23 protein-coding genes are annotated in these 25825 nt (G+C 68.4%); 12 read left to right on the plus strand and 11 right to left on the minus strand.

Features of this window, described 5'->3' with window-relative positions:
• Nucleotides 1-30 precede the first annotated feature (30 nt).
• Nucleotides 31-1032 carry a hypothetical protein gene (locus AC6EUL_RS20740; RefSeq protein WP_499872445.1) on the plus strand — a complete coding sequence of 334 codons (1002 nt, stop codon included), beginning with the start codon at nt 31-33 and terminating at the stop codon, nt 1030-1032.
• 219 nt (nt 1033-1251) lie between these two features.
• On the opposite strand, the gene AC6EUL_RS20745 is transcribed toward AC6EUL_RS20740, so the two are convergent.
• Together AC6EUL_RS20745 and AC6EUL_RS20750 are read right to left on the minus strand one after the other, a co-directional pair.
• Nucleotides 1252-2877 carry a hybrid sensor histidine kinase/response regulator gene (locus AC6EUL_RS20745; RefSeq protein ID WP_056211791.1) on the minus strand — a complete coding sequence of 542 codons (1626 nt, stop codon included), beginning with the start codon at nt 2875-2877 and terminating at the stop codon, nt 1252-1254.
• Between the two features lie 686 nt (nt 2878-3563).
• Nucleotides 3564-3779: a hypothetical protein gene (locus AC6EUL_RS20750; RefSeq protein WP_056220003.1), complete on the minus strand. Its 216-nt coding sequence runs from the start codon at nt 3777-3779 to the stop codon at nt 3564-3566.
• A 225-nt stretch (nt 3780-4004) separates the two neighbouring features.
• Here AC6EUL_RS20750 and AC6EUL_RS20755 point away from each other — a divergent pair, with 225 nt between their 5' ends.
• From AC6EUL_RS20755 to AC6EUL_RS20780, 6 genes are all read left to right on the plus strand, one after another.
• Nucleotides 4005-4256: a hypothetical protein gene (locus AC6EUL_RS20755; protein WP_056220000.1), complete on the plus strand. Its 252-nt coding sequence runs from the start codon at nt 4005-4007 to the stop codon at nt 4254-4256.
• Between the two features lie 188 nt (nt 4257-4444).
• Nucleotides 4445-5254 carry a Crp/Fnr family transcriptional regulator gene (locus AC6EUL_RS20760; protein WP_056219997.1) on the plus strand — a complete coding sequence of 270 codons (810 nt, stop codon included), beginning with the start codon at nt 4445-4447 and terminating at the stop codon, nt 5252-5254.
• Between the two features lie 40 nt (nt 5255-5294).
• A complete protein-coding gene (locus AC6EUL_RS20765) occupies nt 5295-7625 on the plus strand; it encodes a PAS domain-containing protein (RefSeq protein ID WP_499872409.1) in 2331 nt (776 codons plus the stop codon).
• Between the two features lie 86 nt (nt 7626-7711).
• Nucleotides 7712-8524 (plus strand): heme ABC transporter permease, encoded by an 813-nt coding sequence (locus tag AC6EUL_RS20770; RefSeq protein WP_056219994.1) that lies wholly within the window; start codon nt 7712-7714, stop codon nt 8522-8524.
• 64 nt (nt 8525-8588) lie between these two features.
• Nucleotides 8589-8753 carry a heme exporter protein CcmD gene (gene ccmD / locus AC6EUL_RS20775; RefSeq protein WP_056270397.1) on the plus strand — a complete coding sequence of 55 codons (165 nt, stop codon included), beginning with the start codon at nt 8589-8591 and terminating at the stop codon, nt 8751-8753.
• Nucleotides 8750-9361 carry a DsbE family thiol:disulfide interchange protein gene (locus tag AC6EUL_RS20780; protein WP_056382644.1) on the plus strand — a complete coding sequence of 204 codons (612 nt, stop codon included), beginning with the start codon at nt 8750-8752 and terminating at the stop codon, nt 9359-9361. Before ccmD ends, AC6EUL_RS20780 begins: the two co-directional genes overlap by 4 nt.
• Before the next feature lie 12 nt (nt 9362-9373).
• Here AC6EUL_RS20780 and AC6EUL_RS20785 read toward each other — a convergent pair whose 3' ends face one another.
• On the minus strand, nt 9374-10090 hold the full coding sequence (locus AC6EUL_RS20785; protein ID WP_499872412.1) for a Crp/Fnr family transcriptional regulator: 717 nt from the start codon (nt 10088-10090) through the stop codon (nt 9374-9376).
• A gap of 896 nt (nt 10091-10986) precedes the next feature.
• Here AC6EUL_RS20785 and AC6EUL_RS20790 point away from each other — a divergent pair.
• Nucleotides 10987-11703 (plus strand): Crp/Fnr family transcriptional regulator, encoded by a 717-nt coding sequence (locus tag AC6EUL_RS20790; RefSeq protein ID WP_499872414.1) that lies wholly within the window; start codon nt 10987-10989, stop codon nt 11701-11703.
• A 25-nt stretch (nt 11704-11728) separates the two neighbouring features.
• Here the strand turns inward: AC6EUL_RS20790 and AC6EUL_RS20795 are convergent, their stop codons facing one another.
• Together AC6EUL_RS20795 and ftsY are read right to left on the minus strand one after the other, a co-directional pair.
• Nucleotides 11729-12346, minus strand: coding sequence for a septation protein A (locus AC6EUL_RS20795; RefSeq protein WP_056220417.1), 618 nt, complete (start codon nt 12344-12346; stop codon nt 11729-11731).
• A gap of 67 nt (nt 12347-12413) precedes the next feature.
• Entirely contained in the window at nt 12414-13853 is a 1440-nt protein-coding gene (gene ftsY / locus AC6EUL_RS20800; RefSeq protein ID WP_499872415.1) for a signal recognition particle-docking protein FtsY, read from the minus strand.
• 41 nt (nt 13854-13894) lie between these two features.
• Here ftsY and AC6EUL_RS20805 point away from each other — a divergent pair, with 41 nt between their 5' ends.
• Nucleotides 13895-14608 (plus strand): RluA family pseudouridine synthase, encoded by a 714-nt coding sequence (locus AC6EUL_RS20805; protein WP_499872417.1) that lies wholly within the window; start codon nt 13895-13897, stop codon nt 14606-14608.
• Here AC6EUL_RS20805 and mtaB read toward each other — a convergent pair.
• On the minus strand, nt 14605-15876 hold the full coding sequence (gene mtaB / locus AC6EUL_RS20810) for a tRNA (N(6)-L-threonylcarbamoyladenosine(37)-C(2))-methylthiotransferase MtaB (RefSeq protein ID WP_499872419.1): 1272 nt from the start codon (nt 15874-15876) through the stop codon (nt 14605-14607). The two genes, AC6EUL_RS20805 and mtaB, sit on opposite strands and share 4 nt — an antisense overlap.
• A 1-nt stretch (nt 15877) precedes the next feature.
• Nucleotides 15878-16771: a diaminopimelate epimerase gene (gene dapF, locus AC6EUL_RS20815; protein WP_056348388.1), complete on the minus strand. Its 894-nt coding sequence runs from the start codon at nt 16769-16771 to the stop codon at nt 15878-15880.
• A gap of 280 nt (nt 16772-17051) precedes the next feature.
• Here dapF and AC6EUL_RS20820 point away from each other — a divergent pair, with 280 nt between their 5' ends.
• A complete protein-coding gene (locus AC6EUL_RS20820) occupies nt 17052-17795 on the plus strand; it encodes a GyrI-like domain-containing protein (RefSeq protein ID WP_499872421.1) in 744 nt (247 codons plus the stop codon).
• Nucleotides 17796-18086: 291 nt separating this feature from the next.
• On the opposite strand, the gene AC6EUL_RS20825 is transcribed toward AC6EUL_RS20820, so the two are convergent.
• Nucleotides 18087-18599, minus strand: a complete 513-nt coding sequence (locus AC6EUL_RS20825) for a methylated-DNA--[protein]-cysteine S-methyltransferase (protein WP_499872423.1) — start codon at nt 18597-18599, stop codon at nt 18087-18089.
• A gap of 464 nt (nt 18600-19063) precedes the next feature.
• On the opposite strand from AC6EUL_RS20825, the gene AC6EUL_RS20830 reads away from it, so the two are divergent.
• A complete protein-coding gene (locus AC6EUL_RS20830) occupies nt 19064-19990 on the plus strand; it encodes a helix-turn-helix domain-containing protein (protein WP_499872425.1) in 927 nt (308 codons plus the stop codon).
• Between the two features lie 379 nt (nt 19991-20369).
• On the plus strand, nt 20370-20867 hold the full coding sequence (locus AC6EUL_RS20835) for a helix-turn-helix domain-containing protein (protein ID WP_499872426.1): 498 nt from the start codon (nt 20370-20372) through the stop codon (nt 20865-20867).
• Between the two features lie 15 nt (nt 20868-20882).
• On the opposite strand, the gene AC6EUL_RS20840 is transcribed toward AC6EUL_RS20835, so the two are convergent.
• The 3 genes from AC6EUL_RS20840 to gcvP form a co-directional block, all read right to left on the minus strand.
• Nucleotides 20883-22148, minus strand: coding sequence for a glycoside hydrolase family 191 protein (locus AC6EUL_RS20840; protein WP_499872428.1), 1266 nt, complete (start codon nt 22146-22148; stop codon nt 20883-20885).
• Between the two features lie 108 nt (nt 22149-22256).
• Complete coding sequence (locus tag AC6EUL_RS20845; RefSeq protein ID WP_156375565.1) at nt 22257-22415, minus strand: hypothetical protein; 159 nt, start codon at nt 22413-22415, stop codon at nt 22257-22259.
• Between the two features lie 545 nt (nt 22416-22960).
• On the minus strand, nt 22961-25807 hold the full coding sequence (gcvP, locus tag AC6EUL_RS20850; RefSeq protein ID WP_499872430.1) for an aminomethyl-transferring glycine dehydrogenase: 2847 nt from the start codon (nt 25805-25807) through the stop codon (nt 22961-22963).
• Between the last annotated feature and the right edge of the window lie 18 nt (nt 25808-25825).

Here is a 25825-nt window from a genome sequence, read left to right on the forward strand (position 1 = left end):
GATCTCCTCCTCGTCGCCGAAGGGCGAGCGCTGCGTGCCCGGCCAGGGCTGGTAGGTCTCGGACTGGGCCCGGCGGTCTCGGAGCGGATCAAGGACGTGCCCGCCATCGAGGCGGCCGGCGTCGCCGGGCTGAAGCCCGGCACCATCCTGTTCACCGACCATCGCGACGATCCGGCCAAGCCCGAGAACGGCCTCGTGCCCTATCTCGACTGGGGTAAGCTGCGCCCCGGCGAGCGGGCGGCCCTGGCGCCGCATCCGGGCTATGTCGAGCCCGATTACGTGCAGACCCTGAACGGCGTCGCCAAGCGCCGGCACGAGACTCTGAAGGTCTACGTGGCGCAGGGGCGCTTCGTGGTGGCCAAGGCCCCGGAGAGCATCGACCTCGCCGCCTACGCCACCCTCGGCTTCGTCGCCAAGATGGACCCGGTCATCAAGCACAAGGCCCTGAACCCGGCCGACGCGACGCCGAACAAGGACCCGGCGGCCGCCTTCGCCAAGCGCCCCGACCGGCCCTGGTGCGAGGTCGGCACCACCTGCATCGAATCGCGCTACGACCTCGAAGGCAAGCTGCCGCTGGGCGTGAAGCTCGCCAACCGGCTGGAGGACGGGGCCTCGAAGAAGATCGCCGAGTTCGTCTCGTTCCAGAGCGAATTGCGCACCCTGCCCCCGGCGGAGATCGCGGCGCTGGGCAACCTCACCAAGCTCGACACGCCGGTGACGGGCGGGCTGGAGCAGACGATCTTCTGGGTCAACCAGATCCTGCGCTTCGGCAAGTTCCTGGCGGTGTTCCAGCCCATGCCGGGCGATCCGGCCAAGACCGTGGTGACCACCTACGTGGCGCTTGCGATCAAGGGCGACGTCCTCGACCGCAAGCAGGAATATGCCCGCGTGCCGGTGCTCAAGAACCTGCTGCCGGCCCAGGTGCTGATGGGCAACTCGTCCTTCAACACCGGCACCTCGATCAGCGCCGGCCTGCCGACCTACGCCCGCAACCGCATGATCGCCTTCGCGGACGCGCTGGCGAAGAACTGAGGGTGGGGGCGGCGCCGCTCGGGTCGAAAACCCCATCGGCTTGGCCCCGCGAGGGGCTGCACCCGACCCTTTGCAGAAGTCCGGAACCGCCGCTTGCGGGCTGCACGGTTGAGCAGCGTCCTACGGCCGGGACGGGTGAATTTCTGCCCGGCTGCGATCGGATAGATCCTGGGCGAGGCGGACGTATCGATCAGGGCCGGAAGCCGGGGGAATGACAGCTCAACCTACGCCGGTCGGGCCATCAATGACCCGCCGCACGCGGCGCGCGAGTTCCAGCCGTTTATAGGGCTTATTGATGATCTCGAAATCCGTGCCACCCGCATCCGAGCGTTCGATGGATGCCTCCGCGTAGCCCGTAGTGAGCAGCACCTTGATCTTAGGCTGTCGCTCGCGTGCGGCGCGGGCCAGCATCACGCCGTTCATCCCACCCGGCATGATGAGATCGGTGAAGAGGAGATCGATCCGGCGCTCGCCGTCGAGGAACTCAATCGCCGCGCGGGGGCCGTCGGCCACGATGACTTTGTAGCCGAAATCCTCCAGGATCATTCCCGCCGTCTCCGCCACGTCCGGTCGGTCGTCGACCACGAGTACCGTTTCGGTCCCGTGCCGGTCGGCGGCGCGCTGCGAGGCCCTGCGCTCGTCCTCGATCTTCTGGTCGCTTGCTGGAAAGAGCAGGCGCACCGTGGTGCCGTGCCCCACCTCAGAGTAGATCTTGACCGAGCCGCCCGATTGCTTGGCGAAACCGTAGACCATCGCGAGGCCTAGGCCTGTGCCCTTGCCTTCGCCCTTGGTGGTGAAGAACGGCTCCATCACTCGGTTCAGGATCTCGGCCGGCATACCGCTACCCGTATCGGTGACGGATACCACCACGTAGGCCCCAGGGCCGACCGTCTTGAAGAGCGCCGTATCCTCGTCCTCGATGAGGAGGTTTTCGGTCTTGACCGTGACGGACCCTCCGCCCGGCATCGCATCGCGGGCGTTCAGCAAGACGTTCAGCAAGGCGACCTCGGCCTGGGTCGGGTCGATGCGGGTGTTCCAGAGATCGGATGCGAGGGACTGCTTCAGGGTGACGTCGTCCCCCAGGGTACGCTCGGCCATCTCGCTCATGCTTTGGACGAGGCCGTTGAGGTTGAGGAGGCGCCCCTCCAATCGCTGCTTGCGCGAGAAGGCCAGAAGCTGGTGGGTCAGCTTGGCGGCGCGTTCCGAGGCGTCGCGCACCGCCTCGCCCGCCCGCCGCAATCGGCCGACATCGATGGTCGGGTGGTCGATCAGCGCCAGCATGACCTCGTTGTGACCGGAGATCACCTGTAGGAGGTTGTTGAAGTCATGCGCGATCCCGCCGGTAAGCTGCCCCAGGCTCTCCATCTTCTGTGCTTGGTGTAGACTCTCCTCTGCGTCGCGGCGGCGCGAAACGTCGAGCTGCGAGCCGAAGAAGTATACGAGGTCGCCGGCTCGGTTGAAGACCGGCGAGACGAACAGCGCATTCCAGAACGAAGACCCGTCCTTGCGGTAATTGATGATCTCCGTGGAGAACTCGCGCTGCTCCGCGATGGCGACACGCAGTTCGGTGACCACCTCTCGGTCGGTCTCAGGCCCTTGGAGGAAGCGGCAGTTCGTGCCGATAAGTTCGTCCCGGGTGTAGCCTGTCATGCGCTCGAAAGCGCGGTTGACGAAGATGATGGGATTGTCGGCTTGGTGCGGGTCCGTAACGATCATCGGCATGCGCGTCGTTTCGACGGCCGCGAAGAAGATGTCGTGATGCTGGTCGATTACGCCCGAAGGGCCACTGCCGCTGACCGGCGTCTTTGGGCCGTAGGTCTTCGGCTTCTCGGGGGAAGTTGGCAAGAAGGAACTCCGGGCTTCGAAGGACCGCCGGAGCCCTCGGTCACTCCAAACACGCCTTTATTGTATTCTCTGCGCCAGCGGAAATGCCACTGAACAAAAATTGACCAGGGCCTGAGGGTAGCAGTGTCGCACCGAGGCGCGCCGGTCAGAGCAAAGCGAATGACCACTTCAGGGGATTAGGGAAACCGCTCGCTATGGCCATTGTTGGTCGGAGGCGGAACATCCGCTTCAGGACGAAAGGTCAGGGTCCGCAAACCACTTGCGGCAGCCCTTCGCAGGGTCGCGCGGATTGGGTTCTGACCCCGGCCTTCTCGGCTGAGGGGCACCCCAGCATGCCCATGCCGAACCTCTCCCCGCGAGGGGGAGAGGGACGCGCCCTCTATCCAGGCCGTGCGTCGGGCGACGCTGGCCCGTTCCGGCTTCCGGGCGAGGTGATCGCCGACAAAGGCCCACCGTCATTCAGGATCGCCAGAGGCGCGCCCCTTCGGGTCCGGGCTCCGCTGCGCGGCCCCGGGAAGAGGGTGGGCGACGGCAACCGTTCCGGCGCGCGAACCGGTCCTTGCGATCACCCCGGCTGGACGGCGTCGGGCCACGCCGCTCCGGTTCCCCACGCGGTGGAGGGCGCCACCGCGATGCCCCCTTCCCTCACCGGGGAAAGGAGCACGCCCCGGGGGGGCGCCGCCCGCTCAGTTGCCGCGGCTGGCGATCGAGGGCATCGACGGCTGGGTGTACTGGCGGTTGACGTCGCGGCGGGTCTGGGTGCCGTTGGTGTCGTTGGACTGGCGATAGTTGCTGGTGTCGAAGGCGTCGGAGAGACCGCTGCGCCCGCTCGGGCTGTCGGTGTTGCAGGCGCAGAGGCCGCCCAGGAGGGTGGCGGCGAGGGCGAGGGAAGCGAGGCGCATCGGGGCGGGTCCTGTGGCGAAAGCAGCGCCTGTGGTGCTGCCCGGGCCCCGCGCCCGTCAAGCGCAAGGCTAACGAATCGTCGCCGGTTCCTGCCGCACTGATGTCGCCGCGCCACGAAAATGCTCACCACCTCCGCAAGGAAGCGGCGGTTCGGGGGTGAAGATGGGGAATCGGGGCCCGCGCAGGCTGGCGCTTTGGCCGGGAACACGCGAGACATAGGGCCGATGAGCAACGTCGTCCCCTTCCTCCGCCGCCCCGCCGCTCCGCCGGTCGTCGTCACCGACGTGGTCGCCGTCGCCGACGACCTCTTCGCGCTCCTGGAGCAGCTGGAGCTCGTGAGCGCCCGGGCCGCCGCCATGGGACGACCGGCCCGCGAGGTCGAGCGGACGGTCCAGAACCTCCTCGACGCCGTGACGGCCGTGGAACGGGCCCTCGACTGCATCGGCGAGGGCGACGAGGCCGGACAGGCGCGCTGAGGTGCGACGGGCGCCATGGGCGCGCCTGGCCCCGGTCGGCCTCTCCGCCCGACCCGTTTCGGAGCACCCATTCTTCGGGTTCCCATCAAAACAACAAAATTGTCTCACCAGGGTCTACTTCTAGACAGACGGACGCGACGGCGCTGCGCTAGAGGCCGGAGAGACAGACGGTGAACACAGCGCACTGCATGGGCCCGGCCTCCGATCCATCGACGGGCAACCTTCTCCTCGACGGCCTCCGGCCCGAGGATCGCGCGCTTCTCGACCCCCATCTCGATCGCCTCTCCCGGGACCGCGGCGAAGCCCTGTTCCAGGCCGGCAGCGACGTCACCGCCATCGCCTTCCCGTGCCGGCAGACGGTGGTCACCCTCATCGTCGCCATGCGCGACGGCCGCAGCGCCGAGGTCGCCACGGTGGGACGCGAGGGCGCCGTGGGCGGCGTCGTCAGCAGCGGATTCCTGCCCGCCTCCACGAACGCCGTCGTGCAGATCGGCGGACCGGTCCTGCGCCTGGACGCCCTGCGCCTCCAGGAGGTCAAGCGGTCTTCCCCGGCCCTGCGCAACCTGTTCACCCGCTACGCCGACTGCCTGCTCGCCCAGGTCCTGCAATCGGTGGCGTGCAACGCCCTGCATCCGATCGAGTCGCGCTGCCTGCGCTGGCTCCTGACCCTGCAGGACCGCATCGGCACCGACGTCCTGCCGGTGACCCACGAATTGCTCGCCACCATGCTGGGCGTCCAGCGGACCTACCTCACCCGGATCCTGCGGGCGCTGCAGCAGCAGGGCCTCATCGAGGTCGGGCGCGGCCGCATCACCATCCGCAACCGCGTGCTGGCGGAGACCGCCGCCTGCGAGTGCCACGGCGTCGTCCGGCGGCACTACGAAACGGTGCTCGGCGCGATCTACGCGCCCGGTGGCGCCCTCGTGGCGGTGGAGCCGCCCCCCGATCGGCGGGAGACGGATGCGCCGCGCGAACTCGCGATATCCGAATCGGCCTGACCCTCCCCTCCGCAGAGATTCGATCCTCCGCCCGCCCCCGATGACGCAGCCCGCCGCAGACCAGCAGCCCGGCCAGGCCCCGGACGCGCCGCCCCCGGCCGCCGGGGACGGGACGTCTGCGGGCGGAGCCGTCTTCGAGCCCGCCGGCGACTCCCCCTTCGCCCCGTCCGATGCGGCGACGCTCCTGCGCCTCGCCGCGGACTCGGCGGGCCTCGGCCTCTTCGCCTACGACCCCGCCACCCGGACCCTCCGGGGCGACGCCGGATTCCGGAGCCTGCTCGGCCTCGCGTCGCCGGGGCCGGTCGCCGACGCGGACACCGTCCTGTCGGCCCTCGACCCCGGGGATCGCGCCGCGTTGGACCGGGCATTCGGCGCCGCCCTCGACCCGGCGGGGTCCGGGACGCTGGACTGCACGGTCCGGCGCGCGACCTCGACACGACCTCTGTGGATACGGGCGCGGGCGCGACGCGTGGTCGACCAGGACCGCCCCGCCCGCCTCGTCGGCACGGTGCAGGACGTCACCGAGGCGCGGGCGGCCGAGATCGCCGCGCGCGCCACCAACGACGCCGTCCGCGACTGGGACCTCGTCACCGGGGCCGTCCTGTGGAACGCCGCCCTGACCACCGCCTACGGCTGGGCGCCGTCGGAGGTCGTGCCGACCAGCGCCTGGTGGCTCGCCCAGATCCACCCGCACGATCGCCCCGGCGTCGCGGCCGGTCTCCAGGCGACCCTCGCCGGCGGCGTCGAGACCTGGAGCCAGGAGTACCGGTTCCGGCGCGCCGACGGCACGTACGCGGAGGTCCTCGACCGCGGCTCCCTGGTCCGCGGCGCGGACGGGGCCCCCCTGCGGATGATCGCCGCGATGCTCGATCTGACCGAGCGCAACCGCGTCGGCGCCCAGTTCCGCGCGGTGTTTCAGGGCGCCAATATCGGCATCGTCCAGTTCGATCCGCGGACCGTGCGCGCCCTCGCGGTGAACGCCAAGCTCTGCGAGATCTGGGGGGCGCCGGAATCCGAGATCCTCGGCCATTCCCTCGCCCGCTGGACGCCGCCCGAGGACGACGACGACCGGGCGGCGCTGCACGAGCGCCTCGCGACCGGGGCGACCCTGCAGCTCCGCCTGGAGAAGCGCTACCGGCGCATGGACGGGCGCATCATCTGGGCGCGGGTCAACCTGGTCTCGCAGCGCCTGGGCGGCGACGTCCACGCCACGGCGATGATCGAGGACATCACGGAGGAGAAGCGGGCCGATGCCCGCCGCGAGGCGCTGATCGCCCTCGGCGACCGCCTGCGCGACCTGCACACCCACGCCGACGTGGTCTCCGCCACGGCCGAGAGCCTGGGCCGGACCCTCCGGGTCGCTCGGGCGGGCTATGCCCAGGTCGATCCCGGCGGCCAGATCGCGTCGCTCAATCCGGACTGGACCGCCGAGGGGGACGCGGAGCCGACCTGCGCCGTCGGCCTGCCGACCTCATCTCGGTCGACCCTGGCTGCGAGCGTCGACCGTCTGGGGCGCGGCGACGTCATCAGCGTGGCCGATATCGCGGCAACCCCCGAACGCGTCGACGACCCGGAGGGCTATGCCCGGCTCGGGATGCGCGCCGTGATCAAGGTGCCGGTTCTCCGGCGCGGCCGCCTCGTGGGCATTCTCTACGTCCTCGATCGCCATCCCCGCGACTGGAGTGCCGGTGAGATCACGTTCGCGCGCGAAGTGGCGGAGCGCGCCTGGGGCGGACTGACCCGCGTCGAAGCCGACGAGCAGCAGCGCACGTTGAACCGGGAATTGAGCCACCGCCTCAAGAACACCCTCGCGATGGTCCAGGCCATCGCCTCGCAGACCCTGCGCAACGTCACCGACGTCGAGGCGGCCAAGGAAGCCCTGGCCGCCCGTCTCATCGCCCTCGGCAAGGCGCACGACATCCTGCTCGCCGGGGTGCACGAGAGCGCCGAGATGGAGGCGGTGATGCGCGGCGCCCTCTCGATACATGACGATCGGCAACCCGGTCGCTTTGACGTCGCGGGGCCCCCAGTGCTTCTCGGATCGAAGGCGGCCCTGGCCCTCGCGCTGATGCTGCACGAACTGGCGACCAACGCCGCCAAGTACGGTGCGCTCTCGGTTCCCGATGGGCGGGTCAGACTCCACTGGAGCCTCGACCGGGACGCAACCGCGGGTGGAGCGACCGTTCGGCTGATCTGGTCCGAAGCGGACGGACCGATGGTCGTACCGCCGACGCACAAGGGATTCGGGTCGCGACTGATCGAGCGCGGCCTCGTCGGCGCCGTCGGCGGCACGATCGAGTTGGATTATCGCCCCACCGGCCTCGTCTGCCGCGTGGTGGCACCTCTGGAAGGCTTCCAGTCCAGTGGCTGACCACCCGAGGACGTGACCGGGCCGCGCCTCCTGCGCGTAACCCACGCATTGCCGCTGCACCGCACCCTGCGCTAGAGGGCGAGACCATGTGGACACGCCTTGCCCATCCCGGTCACTTCCTGCGCTGGACCCAGCCCGTGATGCCCTGGCTCGCCGGGCTGTCGGGCCTGCTCCTCGGGGTCGGTCTGTATCTCACTTGGTTCGTCGTCCCGCCCGATTACCAGCAGGGCGAGACCGTACGGATCATGTACATCCACGTGCCGGCGGCCTGGCTCGGCGTCTTCTTCTACGGCGCCATGGCGATCTCGGCCATCGGAACCCTCGTCTGGCGTCATCCCCTGGCCGACGTCGCCCAGCGCGCCGCCGCGCCGATCGGAGCGGCGTTCACGCTCATCTGCCTCGTGACCGGGTCGCTGTGGGGCAAGCCCATGTGGGGCACCTACTGGGTCTGGGATGCGCGCCTAACCTCGATGCTCGTGCTGTTCCTGATCTATTGCGGGATCATCGCCCTGTGGCGAACGATCGAAGATCCGAACCGGGCCGCGCGTGCTATCGCCATCCTGACCCTGGTCGGCGCGGTGAACCTGCCGATCATCAAGTTCTCGGTGAACTGGTGGTCGACCCTGCACCAACCGGCCTCGATCATGCGCATGGGCGGATCGTCCATCGATCCCAGCATGCTCTACCCGCTGCTCGAGATGATCCTCGCCTTCACGATCCTCGGGGTCACCTTGCACCTCTATGCCATGCGCACCGAGATCCTGCGCCGGCGCGTTCGGGCCCTGACCCTACGCGAAGCCGAACGCCTCGATGCCAGCCCGTCGTCCGTACGTGGGGCGTCGATCAGCCAGGAGCCGATGGGGCAGGCGCCGATCGGTCGGGTGGTTCAAAGCCTGTGAGCTCCGCGTCGATGCGGGCCGAAGAGACCGGCACTTTGGAAACCTCACTCGTGAAGTCCAGCCCATGACCCTTGGCCACCACGCCGGCTACATCCTCGGCGCCTATGCCTTCACCGCTCTGGTGATTGGCGGGCTCATCCTGCATGCCTTGCGCGATCATCGCGCCCGGAAGCGGGAACTGGATCGGCTGCAAGGCGAGGTGATAGACGGGTCGGGAGTCCGCTTATGAGCACGCCCCAACCCTCGCTGCAGACTCCGGCACCGGTCCGGCGATCGCTTCTGGTCATCCTGCCGCTCGTCACCTTCGCAGTCCTTGCTGGAATCTTCTTTCTTCGCCTGCGCTCGGGCGCCGATCCCGCAGCCATTCCCTCTGCGCTGATCGGCAAGCCGGCGCCGGCCTTCACCCTTCCGGCGATGCCGGGCCTGATTGCGCAGGGCGCGCCGGTTCCCGGCCTCTCCCGTGCCGACCTTCTCGGCAAGGTCACGGTGGTCAACTTCTGGGCTTCGTGGTGCGCTCCCTGCCAGATCGAGCATCCGCAGCTCATGCGATTGGCGCGCGAGCCGGGCGTCCACTTGGTCGGCATCGACTACAAGGACACGCCGGAGAACGGACGTCGTTTCCTGACCCGGAACGGCGTTCCATTCCGAGCCGTGGGCCTCGATACGGAGGGACGGACCGGGATCGATTTCGGCGTCTACGGAGTGCCGGAGACCTTCATCATCGGACCGGATGGGATCATTCGCGAAAAGCTCGTGGGAATTCTGACCCCGGAGAGCTATGCCGGCGTGCTCGACAAGATCCGATCCATTGGATCGGCGGCCTCCGTCCCGCGGTGACCCGGCGGACGCTCAGCGCCCCGCGTGGATCAGGCGGCGATACTCCGCCTCGGGCACGCCGTAGCTGTCTCCTGCCGCGGCCTTGAGCTTGTCGCGGTCCAGCACTTGGACATGCGAGCGTCGAGCCTTGATCATGCCGGCCCCCTCAAGGCTATGGATCGCCGTCGTCACGCCGGGGCGGCGCACGCCGAGCATCGTCGAGAGGAACTCGTGGGTGACGGGGAACTCGTCTCCGTCCACCCGATCGTGGCACATCAGGAGCCAACGGGCGAGGCGTTCCTCCAGCGTATGACTGCCGTTGGAAAGCGCGGTTCCGGCGGTTTGTAGATGAACCGCATAGGCATAATGCCCGACGATCCGCCTGAGGATCCGCCGTTCCTCAACGAGGCGCCGGAATGCTGCGGCCTCGACCCGCACCGCGTCCCCCTCGATCTGCACGAAGGTCTCGTGGGGCGTCCGGTCGACATCGAGCAGTAGCGGGACCCCGACGATTCCTTCGGGACCGGTGATACACACCTCAATCCGCCGGCCCTCGGGTGTAGCGGCAACCTCCGAGGCGATGTCCGATTCAAGGAAACAGACGTGCGTGATCGATTTGTTGGCGGCGATCAGGATGTCCCGGCGCCCCAGCGCCACGCCTTCCGCAACGGATTGGATCGCCTCATAATCATCGGGGCTGAGGATGCTGAGGAGGTGATTTCGAACGTATCGCTGTGACGGCACCGGCATGAAACGTAGCGGCTCGATAGAGCAGCCGTCGAACGTCTTGCTGCTCGGACAGGGGGACAGTCGTCTCTCATAGCCGGATCCAGGTCTGAAGGAACTGCACCGGAGGGCGTCTGTACTATGCCGTACAATTTGCAGGGCCAGGCATGTCTGTGCCTGCCCGAAACGGTACGCGATCGCACGGTCGAAAACGCGATCGCGAGCAGGATCAAACCGGATGGATCCGTGACTTCGAAGCTGCGGCGCTTCCTGATTTTTCGGATCACCATAAGTCTTTGGGCGGTTGCGAATGTCGCGAACAGTCCGTTCGGCGAGGTCCCCTGCCTGAAGCAAGCGCAGTCGGACATCGCCCTGGAGATCACGGACCAATGTACCTTGATCCTGGATATTCAGGAGGTACTGGGTCGTGGAGATTCCATTCGGTAATCACCTCGATGTCCTCACGCGACACGAGGGTTGAAGGGCGCCGCGAAGTGCGTGTCTTTGTAGAGGAGCCCCGGTCCCCTGGGTCTGCCATCTGAGGGTCCCGTCGTGGGTGCAGCTACGGGTAAGAATATCGAGAAGACAGGAAGGGATTCCGCGCCGATCACCGGCGAATGACGTACCCGATGTCCGACCCGGCTGACAGGGCAATCACGGATGGAACCATGCCTCCGTCGGTTGTGGCTATATATTTTCAACTAAATCTATATTGATGTGTGACGTAACTCGTGATCCCCGTTTTCGATGAAGCACTCTATTTTTCTAGATAAGTGCTTCGTCTGATAACGGATGGAAATACAACTTGTTGTTCTCTTCACAATGCAGATTCGATATGGCATGTCCGCTTCGTCGCCCGAGGTAAGTCTGGGCTGCGGGTGACCTTGCGTTCGCACGCCCGCCTATTGATTGTCGGGGTTGTGACGTCGATCATTCTGCAATCCGAAGTTCGTAACCGCCTCCTTCGCGCGTTGCTGCCGCTTGAGTTCGAGCGTCTCCGGCCATCGCTGGTTCGTTGCTCATTCGAGCAGGGGGCCGTGCTCGAAGTCCCTGGCGAGCCGATTGCGGCCGTGCATTTCCCGGAGCCGGGCATGATCTCCGTGATCGCGCACACGCCCGACGGCGCCCAATCGGAGGCCGGGATCGTTGGGCCTGAGGGTATGATCGGCATTGCCTTGCTCAACGGTGTCGACAGAGCGCCGCACACCGCCTTCGTTCAGGTACCGTGTCGGACCCTGCGGATCGAGGCTGAGGCGTTCCGGACGGCCTTGGCCGAGAGCCGGGCGCTGCAGGCTTACTTTCTGCGTTACGCTCAGGTCTACGCCGTGCAATTGGCGCAAGCCGGTCTCTGCAATGCGCATTTCACCATTGAGCAGCGCCTCGCTCGCTGGCTGCTGATGTGTCACGACAGAGCCGACCGGGAGGATCTGCCTCTGACGCACGAGACGCTTTCATTGATGCTCGGCGTCCGGCGCGCAGGCGTGACGACCGGGCTGCGCATGCTCGAACTCGCGGGTGCCCTGAAGATGCGCCGGGGCGGTATCGGAATCCGTGATCGTGCCGCCCTCCTGGCTGTCGCCGGAGCGTCCTACGGCGTTCCGGAGGCCGAGTATGCCCGCATCCTCGGCGAGGCCTGAGGAACGCCGTCGGCTCCGCGCGATATCAGGCGGAACCTGTATCCGGCGCCTTGCGCTCATGGCGCAGGAGGAGTGGAGTCTGGGCCAACGCGAAGGCGATAGTCAGCGGCATGATGCCGAAGACCTTGAAGCTGACCCAGAAATCCTCGGTCTGAGTTCGCCAGACGACCTCGTTGATCACCGCCAGGAAGAGGAAGAATACCCCCCAGCGGAAGGTCAACTTGCGCCATCCATCCTCCGTGAGGGCGAACATCGAATCGAGCACGACCGAGAGCAGGGACTTTCGGAAGGCGAGGCCACCCAGCAGCACGAGGCCGAACAGCGTGTTCACGATGGTCGGCTTCATCATGATGAAGGTCTTGTCCTGCAGCGCCAGGGTCAGGCCACCGAACACGACCACCACCACGCCCGAAACCAGGGGCATGATGGGCAGGCGCCGCATCAGCGCATAATGGACCGCCAGGGCCGCCAGGGTGGCGGCGATGAAGGCGCCCGTCGCCACGAACAGCTTCTGATCCGGGTGAACGCCGAGGCGTTCGGCGTAGGCGTTACCGAAGAAGAAGACCATCAAAGGCCCGAGCTCGAGGGCGAGCTTCAGGAGCGGAGGGAGATGGCGACGCGGGGGGATGGCTTCGATCTGCATGGTATCCGTCATATAGGGTTCCGGGTGGCGGCTTACCGCGACACGGCGCTTCAGGGCGAGCGCCGCGTCACCCGGCGTCCAGGCCCGCGATAGCCCGGGCGAAATCTCGAGCCGCGAAAGGCTCTAGGTCCTCGACCCCCTCGCCGACGCCGATGAAGTGCACCGGCAGGCCGAACTTCGCGGCGAGTGCCACCAGGATGCCGCCGCGGGCCGTGCCGTCGAGCTTGGTCATGACGAGGCCGGTTACGTTCGCGGCCTTCGAGAACAGCTCGACTTGGCTCAGTGCGTTCTGGCCCACGGTGGCGTCGAGAACGAGAAGTACCGCATGGGGCGCTTGCGGGTCGATCTTGCGGATCACCCGGAGAATCTTTTCCAGCTCCGCCATCAGGCCCGCCTTGTTCTGCAGCCGGCCCGCCGTGTCGATGAGGAGCACATCGGTTCCCTGCGCCTTGGCCGCCTCGTAGGCATCGAAGGCGAGGCCCGCCGCGTCCGCGCCCTGCGCCCGGGCGATGACCGGCGTCTGCGTGCGCTGGCCCCAGACCTTGAGTTGCTCGATCGCGGCAGCCCGGAAGGTGTCGCCGGCGGCCAGCATCAGGGAGTGCCCTTCTGCCTTGAGCTTCAGCGCGAGCTTGCCGATGGTGGTGGTCTTGCCCGCGCCGTTGACCCCGATCATCAAGATGACGAAAGGCTTCTTCGAGGCATCGATGCGAAAGGGAATCGCCACGGGGGTGAGCGCGCGCTCCACCTCCGCCGCCAGAATCTCGCGGACGGCATCCGGAGAGATACCCTTCTCGTAGCGGCCTTTGCCTACGGCCTCCGAAATCCGAGTCGCGGTTTCGATGCCGAAATCCGCCTGGATCAGGGCGTCTTCGAGCTCCTCCAGGGTGTCGGCGTCGAGCTTGCGCTTGGTGAACAGACCGGTGACGCGCTCGGTCAGGGCCGACGAGGTCCGCTTCATGCCCCCCGTCAGGCGGCTCCACCAGCCGCGCTTGGGCTCTTCGGAAGCCTCGTCGGGCTCCGGCATGAAAATCTGAGTCGAGACTTCGGGCTCGGGCTCAGGTTCGGGCAGTGGCGCGCGTGGAACTGCCTGTGCCGGCTCGGGCGCGAAGGCTTGGCTCGTCGTGTCGGCGGGCTCGGCCCCCCGAGCGGGATCGTCCCCGGCCGTACCGGCGGGCGGGCGCTCCTTGGCGCCTTCCACGGGCTGGAGGTCGGCGCCCTCGAGTTCGTCCGGGATCGCGTTCTTGTCCGGTGTCCCCTCACCCGGCTCGCCGGGTGGTGGCGGGACGTGGGAGACGTCCGTCGCGGCCGTGGCGAAGTCCGGTTGGCCCTCGGACAGCGAGGCGGGGGAGTCGACGGGCAGCGCAGCCGGTTCGACCACCGGCTCGACGACGGACTTTGGGGCCGGTTTGGGATCCGGCGGTTGAACCGGCACCGGAGCGGGCCGCTCCTCCTCCTTTGTGCCGAACATCTTGCGCAGCAGCCAGCCCGGCCTCTTGTCTTCGCTCATTCCCGCTTGCTCCCCGGACCCGGCATGGTTAGCGCAGGGCCATGCCCCCAGCCGATGCCCTCGTAACAGACATAGGCGCGCGCCTCCTCTACCGCGATGCCCTTGTGCTCGTCATCGACAAGCCGGCGGGTTTGCCGGTCCATCCCGGCCCGAAAGGCGGCGCCACTCTCACCGACCATCTCGACGCCCTGCGCTTCGGTCTGCCCCGCCGGCCGGAGGCAGCCCATCGCCTGGATCGCGATACTTCCGGCTGCCTCGCTCTCGGACGCCACGCCAAGGCCCTTGCCCGCCTGAACAGGCTCTTCGCCGCAAGCGGTACGGTCGAGAAGACCTACTGGGCCCTGGTCGAGGGCGGGCCCGAGACGGAGGCCGGTGAGATCGCCCTGTCCCTGGCGCGGCGCTCCGACGATCCCCGCTCCTGGTGGATGAAGGTCGACCCGGCGGGCGATGCCGCCCTCACCCGCTTCGCGGTCCTCGGGCGCGGCGGCAGCCTGACCTGGCTCGCCCTCTCGCCGGTCACCGGGCGGACGCATCAGCTGCGCGTCCACTGCGCCGCGATGGGCTTTCCCATCCTCGGCGACCCGATCTACGGCACCGCCCCCCGCAGCGGTGGCCCGGGCCTCCAGCTGCATGCCCGCGCGCTCACGCTCCCGCTCTATCCGAAGAAGGCCCCGATCCGGGTCGAAGCGCCGGCTCCGGGGCACATGCAGGCGGGGTTGGCCGTGTGCGGGTTCCGGGGACCGGACTCCGCTTAGTCGACCGGTCGGCTGCGATCCGTTTCGGCGGCGATGAGAGCCCGGCCGTCGTGCCCGACGATCGTCACGTCGGCGAAGATCCCGGGCGGTGTCCCGGATGGGAGCCGGACCGGCGTGAAGGCGTCCGTGCGGCCGAGACCGCCCCGTTCCGTGAGCACCCGGCGGGTCCGGCCCACCTCGCCGGCGAGATGGGCCGCGAGAGCGGCGTCGCCGGCGGCTCGCAGGCGTGCGGCGCGATCCCGGATGATGTCGCCGGGCACCGGTGGCATCCGGGCCGCCGGGGTGCCGGGCCGGGCGGAGTACGGGAAGACGTGGAGATGCGTCAGGCCGCACTCGGCCACGAGGTCGAGGGAGCGGGCGAACTGCGCCTCGGTCTCGGTGGGGAAGCCCGCGATCAGGTCGGCCCCGAAGACGGCGCCGGGGCGCAAGGCTCTGACCGTGTTGCAGAATCGGATCGCGTCCGTGCGGGCGTGACGCCGCTTCATCCGCTTCAGGATGAGGTCGTCGCCGGCCTGGAGGGAGAGATGGAAATGCGGCATCAGCCGCGCCTCGCCGGCGATCGCCGCCATCAGCGCCACGTCGGCCTCGATGGAATCGATGGAGGAGAGGCGCAGCCGAGCGAGGCCGGGCACCTGCGCGAGGATGGTCTGTATCAGGTATCCCAAGCTCGGGGTCGCGTCGAGGTCGCGGCCATAAGCGGTCAGGTCGACCCCGGTGAGCACCACCTCGTGCCCGCCGGCCTCGACGATGCGGGCGACCTGATCGACCACATCCGAAACGGGCAGGGAGCGCGAGTTTCCGCGCCCGAAGGGGATGATGCAGAAGGTGCAACGGTGATCGCAGCCGTTCTGAATGGGCACGAAGGCCCGGGTGTGCCCGGCGATTCCGGCGATCCGGGTCGGCGTGGCTCGGCGCACCGTCATGATGTCGTCGACGGCATTGCGCGCCTCCGGCCGGACCGGACGGAACCATGTCTCGGCCCGGCCCTTGGCGTCGTTGCCGACGAGGCGCGCCACCTCCGGCATGGCCGCATAGGCGCCGGTCTCGACCTGGGCGCCGCAGCCGGTGACCACGATCTCGGCGCCGGGGCGTTCGCGGGCGAGCTTGCGGATGGCCTTGCGGGCCTGGCGCCCGGCCTCGGCGGTCACCGCGCAAGTGTTGACGATGACGAGGTCCGCGGAGGCCGCCCCCGCCGCCGCGTGCCCGCGCATGACCTCGGACTCGACGGTGTTAAGGCGGCAGCCGAAGGTCAGGGTCTCGACCGCCATCTCAGGCGGCGTCTTCGGCGGAGAAGATCTCCGGCGGGAAGCTGCCGTCCCATTCCAGCGCCACCGGACCGGTCATCAGGACGTGGTCGTCGGCGCGCCACTCGATGACGAGGTCGCCGCCGGGCAGGCTCACCGTGGCGCCCCGGCCGATCATGCGCAGGCGCGAAGCGGCCACCACCGTGGCGCAGGCGGCGGTGCCGCAGGCCAGCGTTAATCCGGCGCCGCGTTCCCAGACCCGGAGCTTGATCCGGTCCGGACCCAGGACCTGGGCGACCGAGATGTTGGCGCGGTCCGGAAAGATCGGGTGGTTCTCCAGCATCGGGCCCATCCGGGCGAGGTCGTAGGTGTCGGGATCGCGATCCACGAAGAACACCGCGTGCGGGTTGCCCATGTTCACGACCCCGGGCGAATGCAGCACCGGATCGTCGATCGGACCGATCTGCAGCTCGATCCGGCGGGTGTCCTGGAACGGCTCGGCCAGCGGGATCTCGGCCCAGGCCAGCTTCGGGCGGCCCATGTCGACGGTGAAGGAGCGCTCGGCGACGCGCTTGACACCCACCAGGCCGCCGCGGGTCTCCAGGAGGAGTCGCCCGCTCTCGGCCGGCCGGGCCATGGCGGGGTCGTCGAGCATCGCGTAGGCGACGCAGCGGGTGCCGTTGCCGCAGGCGCCGGCTTCCGAACCGTCGGTGTTGTAGATCCTCAGGGACGCGTCGGTGCCGGGCGTACGGGCATCGTGGATCACCATGAGCTGGTCGAACTGCGCCCGGGGATAGGCCGCGATGGCACGCGCCTCCCCGGCCGTGACCTGCGTCTGCGTGCCGCGCAGGTCCAGCACCACGATCTGGTTTCCGGCTCCGTGCATCTTCAGGAACCGTCGATGGGCAAGCTCGCTCATGCCGCCTTGTCTCTGTGTCGTTCGTCCGGGGGGCTCGAGATCGCGCGGGTCGACGGACCCCCACGAGGGCGACCGGCCCTGGTGGGGCTATAGGCCAAAGCGACCGCGCACGCACGGGGCCCGGCGCCGCGGCTGCGTTGCAGAAGCGCCGCGCCTTGCCGGCTTCGTGCGGCGCGGCACCCGGGACGTCTCGCCGGCCGCGGGCATCGCGCCTAGTTTCTCCGCACGGGCCCAGGGGTGTGCGATTCGATGCGCCCCGCGCCGATCCGGAGCCACCGCCTTGACCCGTCCCCGCTTCTTGACCCGCTCCAGCCTCAAGCCGCTCGCCACGGTGCTCGCCGGGTGCGTCGCGCTGTCGGCCGTCTGCGCCGCGAAACCGGCCCTGGCCCAGGCGGTCACACCGCCGGCCGCGGACAACCCGCTGCCGACCACCACCAACCCCGATCCGAAGACGCCCGGGACGGCGGACATCCCGGTACCGGCCCAGGCTGGAACGGCGCCCTCCGCCACGCCGACGGCCGGACCTCGGCAGACCCTGGTGGCCACCCCCGGCGACGCCAACGACGTCGACGAGGTGTCGCTACCCGCGAAGCCCGCAGCGATCCTCGCCGGGCGGACGAAGTGGGAGGAGGCGGTGCCGAGCCTCAAGGCCGCGTTCCAGCGCATCGAGGGCGACCTCGCCAAGGCCGGCATCCAGGCCGTGGGCCGGCCGATCGCGGTCTTCGCCAAGACCGACGACGACGGTTTCCAGTACGACGCGATGATCCCGATCGCCGCGATGCCGGACCCCAAGCCGGCCGAGGCCGACGGCCTGCGCTTCGGCACCACGCCGAGCGGCCGCGCCCTGCGCTTCCCGCACAAGGGCTCCTACGACGAGATCGACGGCACCTACGAGACCCTGACCGCCTACCTGGATGCCAAGGACATCGTCGTGCAGGACAAGTTCATCGAGGAATACGTCACGGACTTGAACGACAAGGCCGACGAGAAGCTCGACGTGAACATCTACGCCCTGCCGAAGTAGCGGGCGGTCAGGCCCGGACCGCGGCCGGTTCGGCCTCGCCGAGCCGGCGGTCGTTCCGCTGGATCACGCGCTCCGCCGCGCCGACGTCGCGGCCGCCAGCTCGCTGAGAGCCCCGACCGTCGAGGAAAGCTGCACGGGCGGCCAGATCGGATGCGGGAGCCGCACCGCATCCTGGCTCAGGCCTCGAAGGCGAGCGCAGGGTTGCAGGCGCTGCGAGCCGATTCGGGGACGTGGCAGGAATGGGGCCGTTCCCGCGCGCCGTCGGCGTGAGACCGTCCGGTCGCGGCCGGCTCAGAACAGGCTGGCCTGCCCGCCCGGCGCGGCGCCCGGGACCCGTTCCAGCGCCAGCAGGAAGCGCTTGATGTCGAGGCCGCCGGCGAAGCCCGTCAGGGTGCCGCCGGCCCCGATGACCCGGTGGCACGGCACGACGATGGGCAGGGGATTGGCGCCGTTGGCTGCCCCCACGGCGCGGCTGGCACCCGGCCGGCCGATGCTGCGGGCGAGTTCGCCGTAGCTGATCGTCTCCCCCGGCGGGATCTCGGTAAGCGCCTGCCAGACCGCGTGCTGGAAGGGCGTTCCGCGCGGTGCGAGGGCGAGGTCGAAGCGGGTGAGGCGCCCGTCGAAGTAGGCTTCGAGCTGAGCGCGCGCCGGGGCGAAGGCGGTGTCGTCCCGGTGCCAGTCCGGACCCGGCATCACCGCGCCCTTGCCGCGGGGAAGGCCGATGCAGGCGAGGCGTTCGTCCGGGCCGGCGAGGACCAGCGGACCGATGGGGGTCGGCAGGATCGTGAAGCGCGTTGCGGGCATGGCGCGGCTCGTCGGCGAGGGACCTGACCTTCGCTCTCTTTCGGGTCGGATTTCCAGAGGTCACGCATTTTGCGCTCAAGATTGATTGGGACTGGTCGTCGGGCGACCGGACCCGTGCGTCGGGCAGATGCGGAGCGTCGCGTGACGCGTTTGGGCCAGTCATGCCAGCGAGCTGCAACTCACAATTTCAATTTATCAACTCTTGGTTTTGGCGTTGATACTGGTTTTGGCGGAGTTGGACGATCTGCGCGATTTACCGTTCGGGTGGATTTCGCGCAAATTATTTGCGTAGGCGGAAGTACCTCGCCTAACAGGGGCCGCATCCTGGCACGCATCCCGACAAGATCGCGCCGAAGGACGTGTCGGACGGTGGGGGCATCGGGCAAGTTGCCATGACGGGTCATACGCGTCCCGAGCCGGTCACCTGGCGCTCCCAGGGACGGTTCGTTGCCAGCATCGCCTCGATGCGACAACTTCAGCTGTGCAACGATCGCGGTGGACTCGCGATCGGTTTCGACGTCCTGCGTTCGACCATCCCCGACATCGCCATCGCCGGCAGTCAGACCGAGGCCTTCAGCCTGTGGGAGACTCGCTCGTCCAGCGGCTTCGTGACGAAACCGAAGTTCAACGCACAGCTGATCACGATCCGCTTCGTGACGAGCGGCCACATCATCTATCGGCGCCGATCCGGAGACGTCGACGGCGTTCCGACCCATGCGACCCTCGTCAATTTCAACGACCTGCGGGAGGTCCAGGCCTACGGCGCGTTCAGCGCGGTCAGCGGAACGTTCAGTGTCGATGTGCTGATGGCCGCCCATGCGGCCCTGACGGGCCGCAGCGATGGCACCCTGCCGGATCTCGCGCCCACGGCCTCCGTGGCGACCCCCGCCATGATGGCCTTGTTTCTCACCCTGCGGCGGGTTCAGGAGCAGATCCAGGCAATCGAGTGCCACGACGACCTGACCTTTCAGCTCCTCAAGGAGGTCCTAAGCTACCAGTTGCTGTCGGCCTGGCCCCAACGCGACGCTCCCGCGCCGTCCCAGGCGCAGGATATCCCCTCCCGCAGCCTCGGCCGGGCGCTCGACTACATCGAGGCGAATCTCTCGCGGGCCCTGACCCTGGCCGACATCGCGGCGGTGGCGGGGATCAGCGTGCGTTCGCTTCAGGACCGGTTCCGCCGGGACCTGGGGCGCACGCCGGTCCAGGTCATCCTCGAGCGGCGCCTGGCGCAGGTCCATCAGGACCTGATGTCGCCCGCCAAGGCGTCCCTGTCCGTCGCCGACATCGCCCGCTCCTGGGGGTTCGTGCATATGGGCGACTTCGGCCAGCGCTATCGCCGCCAGTACGGCCGCACGCCGACGGAAACCCGCCGCACCGGCCGCGCCCTCTGAGGCGTCCGGAACGGCTTGGCGCCGGTGCCGGCTGCGGATCGGCCTTCGCCATCCATCGGAGCGGCGATCAGGCGTTTCTATCGGGATCGCGCGCGACCGTATCATGTTTGCGAAAATTTGACAGTTTCAGTCATTTGATAGAATTTCAGTCAGCGTCGTTTCGCCTGCAAGAGAACGCCGAAAACGCGATGGAGCTGCGGGGTAGACTTCGAATGTCTTGCGCGAAATTGATCGATCTGGAGAGGCGATCACGGTCGTATCTGTTTCTGCAGCACAGTGCCGATAGTTCCGCTCCTCTTTTGCAAACCTTTCCTGATGTTGCCATCACACGTGTCGCCAGATGCCCTGTACTGAACCCACGCTTGCCTGGCTGGAAAATTTGAATCGGGACCGGACCGTCGCGCCGCGAGCCTTCCCCGAGGGAGCCGGTCCGGGCACAGGGGACGCGCCGCCGGCCTCGATCGCCATCGCCGATCCGACGGGCCTCGAGGACGAATTGCAGAGGCGTCTCGGCCAGATCGTGATCTCGACCCTCTGCGAGGAGCTCGGCAGGTCGGCCCTGCTGTCGGTGGAGCGTGACATCGCCGCGACCGGGAGCCTGACGCCCGATCATCTCCGGGCCGCGCGAGCCCTGCTCAACTGGTCGATGTCCGATCTCGCCCTGGAGAGCGGCCTCTCGATCTCGACGATCAAGCGCATCGAGCTGGAACCGCAGGACGTCGCCCGGCGCAGCTACCGCCTCGTGGTCGACACCCTGCGGGGCGGAGGCATCCGCTTCGTCACCCTCGACGGCGGCACGATCGCGGTGGCCAAGGCCAAGCGCACCACCCCGCCGGTATCCGCGCTTCCGGCACGGATTCCCGGCCACGCGGGCTGAGGCGCGGCGTCCCGCTCAGAACAGCGGGATGTCGTGATGCGCAAGCCCCGCATGCGGGGCCTGATGCGGGGCGACGTCGATGCCCGCGCCGGGATCGGTCCCGTCCGCGGGATCGCCGGTCTCGTGCAATCGAGGCGCCGGGGCGCCGGTCATCAGGGCCGTGGCCTCGACGCGCAGGTCGGCGGCCGGATCCCGCGGTCCCTGGCCCCCCTCTACGAACACGAAGCTGTCGGTGCCGGCTTCGCTCGCGAGCGAGCGGTGGGCATCGCTGCCCGCGGGGTCCCCGTGCCCCTGCTGCCCACCGGCGTGGTGGTCGGGTCCGACCGGCGTGGCGGTGCCGTCCTCACCGGGGGGCGTCGTCGTGAGGGGCGGCGGCGTGGCGGAGGGAGGCGTGGCGGAGGGTGGCATGGGCGGTGTCGGCTCGGGCAAGACCGCCGCGTCGCCGGGGCCGTCATCGCGCAGGATGCCGTCATCGTGCATGACCTGGCCGGGCAGAACGCCCTCGGTGTCGACGCCGATGAGATCGAGCTTGGCGACGTAGCTTCCTATTCCGGCCGCCTCGGCCTTGGCGTGGACATCGGCGACCTTCTGCGCCCCGGTCACGTACTCGATCGCGACGACGTCCTTGCCGGCATTTTGGGCGATCTTCAACTGGTCGAGGCTCGCCTGCGTCTCGGCGGCGGGCCGCTTCGCGGAGCCGTCATCGTTGTAGAACAGGTTCTCCTTGAACAACCCGTCGATGCTGTCGACGTAGGCTTGGTCCGTCAGCAGGTCCTCCGCTCCGTTGACCCAGACCTTGAAGGTCGGGGCCTGGGCCTTGGCATAGGCGCTCAACGCCTGGACCAGCGTCCGCATCGCACCGGCGGCGTCGCCCCCGGGGGCATGCGCCTGGCTCCAGGGCAATTCGAACGCATCGACCACGTCGAAGTAGATGCCGTCATAGCCCGCCTGGACCATCCGATCGATGGCGGCTTCGGCGACGGCCTTCCACTCCGGCGTCCAGTAGGCGACTTCGAAATCGCCCGCCCAGTTCGGGTCCTCGGGTCCGAGGGCTCCGCTCGGGATCGTGGCGAAGTAGTCCCGGTAGGCCTCGGCCTCCCCGAGGCTGAAATAGCCGAGGAGCAGGGCCTGGCCCGGGCCGCCGCCCATCTGCTGCACCTCGGCCGGCGTGAACATCCGCCCGTCATCGGTGTAGGCCTCGACCACCTTCACGTCGAACGGAGCAGCCGCGATCACCGCCGGATCGACGCCTTGCAGGACATACATGGCCGTCTTGGGCATCGCCGTGCCTCCCTGGGGTTTTTCCGAGATCTCGGATGGTGATGCGTCAGGGCGTGCGCGCGCCGGGTTCCTTCAGGTGTCGGGATCGGGCGCCCCGTGGCCGGCGTCCTAGTCGGTGGGGGCCAGATCGTCCGCGGACCAGGTCTCTCGGATGTTGCCCACGTCGATCTCGTAGGCTTCACCCAGGTTCCAGACGCCCACGACTGCTCCCACGCGGCCATCGGGCAGGCGTACCAGGTCGAGATGGATGAAGGGGGAAGGGGTCACGGGCGCGTCCTCCAGCGTCTTCGCCCACGGATTACGCCCTCTTCGAACCCGAATATCAGTTCGTGCGGCGACGCCGGGGCAATCAATACGGATGACAATTGATATAGATATTTCTTCCTACCGTATTGGTATAGCGTTGATCTTAGACGTTTATGGGATTGGCGTCAAAACATGCTGTTCCGGGGGGGGCGACCGCTGCGCCTGAACGCGTTCGGCCGCCGGCGTCCCGCCTGGCCGGTTCAGACTGGCGGCGTGTGGCGGAAGCGGGCCGCGATGGGGCGCTGGGATGTATTCCACGGCAATCAACAGCATCGTTGTCTGTTGATCTTTGTAAAGTCAAGTTCCAGCCACAATCCTGGAGAAGGCTAGGTCTCCGGCTGTTTCAGTGGAGGCTGGCATGACAGTGACGATCTTTGATCCTCTGACTGGGAAGATGGTGACGATCACGCTGCCCGACTGGCGATAGGCCGAGGGCTCTGTCGAGCGGACGTCACCCGGAAGGGGCGCTCCCGTCCCGGGTGGGCCGGGAGCGCGATGGGCGGTCCCTACTCTGCCGCCTCGCTGTAGGAGTCCACCGGCGGGCAGGCGCAGACGAGGTTGCGGTCGCCGTAGGCGTTGTCGACCCGGTTGATCGGGGGCCAGTATTTGTCCATCCCCAGGCTTCCGCTCGGGAAACAGGCCGCCTCGCGGGAATAGGGGCGTTCCCAGGCTCCCACGAGGTCCCGCACCGTGTGGGGCGCGTGCTTCAGGGGATTGTTGGCCCTGTCCATCCGCCCGTCCTCGATGGCGCGGATTTCCTCGCGGATCGCCAGCATGGCCTCGCAGAAGCGGTCGATCTCGCCCTTGGTCTCGGATTCGGTGGGCTCGATCATCAGGGTGCCAGCCACCGGCCAGGACATGGTCGGCGGGTGGAAGCCGCAATCGATCAGGCGCTTGGCGATGTCCTCGACGCTGACACCCGCGCTCTTCTGGAACGGCCGCACGTCGATGATGCACTCGTGCGCCACCCGGCCCCGGGCGCCGGAATACAGCACCGGGTAGGCGCCCTTCAGCCGGGCCGCGATGTAGTTGGCGTTCAGGATGGCGATGCGGGTCGCCTGGGTCAGGCCGCGCCCGCCCATGAGCAGGCAGTAGCTCCAGGAGATCGGCAGGATCGAGGCCGAGCCGTAGGGCGCCGCCGAGACCGCACCCGCCTCTCCGGTGCGCGGGTCGGAGGGCAGGAACGGGATCAGGTGCGCCTTGACGCCGATCGGTCCCATGCCGGGGCCGCCCCCGCCATGGGGGATGCAGAAGGTCTTGTGCAGGTTGAGATGGCTGACGTCGGCCCCGATATCGCCGGGGCGGGCGAGGCCCACCAGGGCGTTCAGGTTGGCCCCGTCGAGGTAGACCTGTCCGCCGTGGCCGTGGACGATGTCGCAGATCGCGCGCACCTGCACCTCGAACACCCCGTGGGTCGACGGATAGGTGATCATGCAGGCGGCGAGCGTCTCGGAATGCAACTCGGCCTTCCGGCGGAAATCGTCGAGGTCGACGTTGCCCTGCGCGTCGGCGCCCACCACCACGACGCTCATGCCGCACATCTGCGCCGAGGCCGGGTTGGTGCCGTGGGCCGAGGACGGGATCAGGCAGACGGTCCGGTGCGCGTCGCCCCGCGCGCGGTGATAGGCCCGGATGGCCAGGAGCCCGGCATACTCGCCCTGAGCCCCGGAATTCGGCTGCATCGAGATCGCGTCGTAGCCGGTGATGGCGCAGAGCTTTTCGGACAGATCTCCGATCAGGGCCTGGTACCCTTCAGCCTGGTCCGCCGGCACGAAGGGATGGATCTCCGAGAATTCCGGCCAGGAGATCGGCAGCATCTCGGCGGTGGCGTTGAGCTTCATCGTGCAGGAGCCGAGTGGGATCATCGCCCGGTCCAGCGCCAGGTCCCGGTCGGCGAGGCGGCGCATGTAGCGCGTCATCTCGCTCTCGGCCCGGTTCATGTGGAAGATCGGATGCGTCAGGTAGGGGGAGGTCCGCACCAGCGCGGCGGGCAGGCGGTGCTCCGGCCAGGCCTCGTCATAGGCCGGGTCCTTCGCCCCGAAGGCGCGCCAGACGGCCTGGAGGATGTCGGGCCGGGTGCGCTCGTCCACCGTGATGCCGATGCGGTCGTCGCCCACCGTCCGCAGGTTGACGCCGTTGGCCACCGCCTGTCCGAGGATCAGGCCCTGGAAGGCGCCGACCCGCACGGTGATCGTGTCGAAGAAGTGCTCCGGCTCCACCGTGAAGCCGAGGGCCTCCAGCCCGGTGGCGAGGCGCACGGCGTCGCGATGGACCCGCGCCGCGATGGCCTTCAGCCCGCGCGGGCCGTGGAAGACCGCGTACATGCCGGCGATGACCGCGAGCAGCACCTGCGCGGTGCAGATGTTCGAGGTCGCCTTCTCGCGGCGGATGTGCTGCTCGCGCGTCTGGAGCGCGAGGCGGTAGGCGCGGTTGCCGCGGGCATCCACCGAGACCCCGACGAGGCGGCCCGGCAGGGTGCGCTTGTGCGCGTCCCGGGTCGCCATGTAGGCGGCGTGCGGCCCGCCATAGCCCATCGGCACGCCGTAGCGCTGCATCGAGCCGACGGCGATGTCCGCGCCCATCTCGCCCGGCGATGTGAGCAGCGTCAGTGCCAGGGGGTCGGCCGCCACCACCGCGACCGCGCCGGCCGCGTGCAGGTCGGCGATGGGCCGGGTCAAATCGCGGATGCCACCGCAGACGCCGGGATACTGGAAGATCGCCCCGAAGACCTGGGCGGGGTCGAGGTCCTTGGCCGGATCGCCGACCACGACGGTCCAGCCCAGCGGCGCGGCGCGGGTGCGCAGCACCGCGATGGTCTGGGGCAGGCACTCGGCATCGACGAAGAACGCGGTCCGGCCCGAGCCGGCAATGCGCTGCGCCATGCCCATGGCTTCCGCCGCGGCGGTGGCCTCGTCGAGGAGCGAGGCATTGGCGATGTCGAGGCCGGTCAGGTCGCAGACCAGGGTCTGGAAGTTCAGGAGCGCCTCGAGCCGGCCCTGGCTGATCTCAGGCTGGTAGGGCGAGTAGGCGGTGTACCAGGCCGGGTTCTCGAAGATGTTGCGCTGGATCACCGGCGGCATGGTGGTGCCGTGGTAGCCTTGCCCGATCAGCGAGACGAGGAGCCGGTTCTTGTCGGCGATGCCCCGCATGTGCTCGATCACCCGGCGCTCGGTCATGGCGACCCCGAAATCGAGGCGCTCCTCCTGCCGGATGTCGGCCGGCAGGGTCTCGTCCATTAGGGCATGCAGGCTCTCGGCGCCGACGACGCCGAGCATCGCCTCGATTTCCTGCGTCGTCGGGCCGATGTGGCGGCGGTTGGCGAAGTCGTAGGGGTCGTAGCGGTCGGTGGTCATGGGGGACCTCGGATTGTG

It is taken from the genome of Methylobacterium sp. 001424705, from assembly GCF_059816145.1.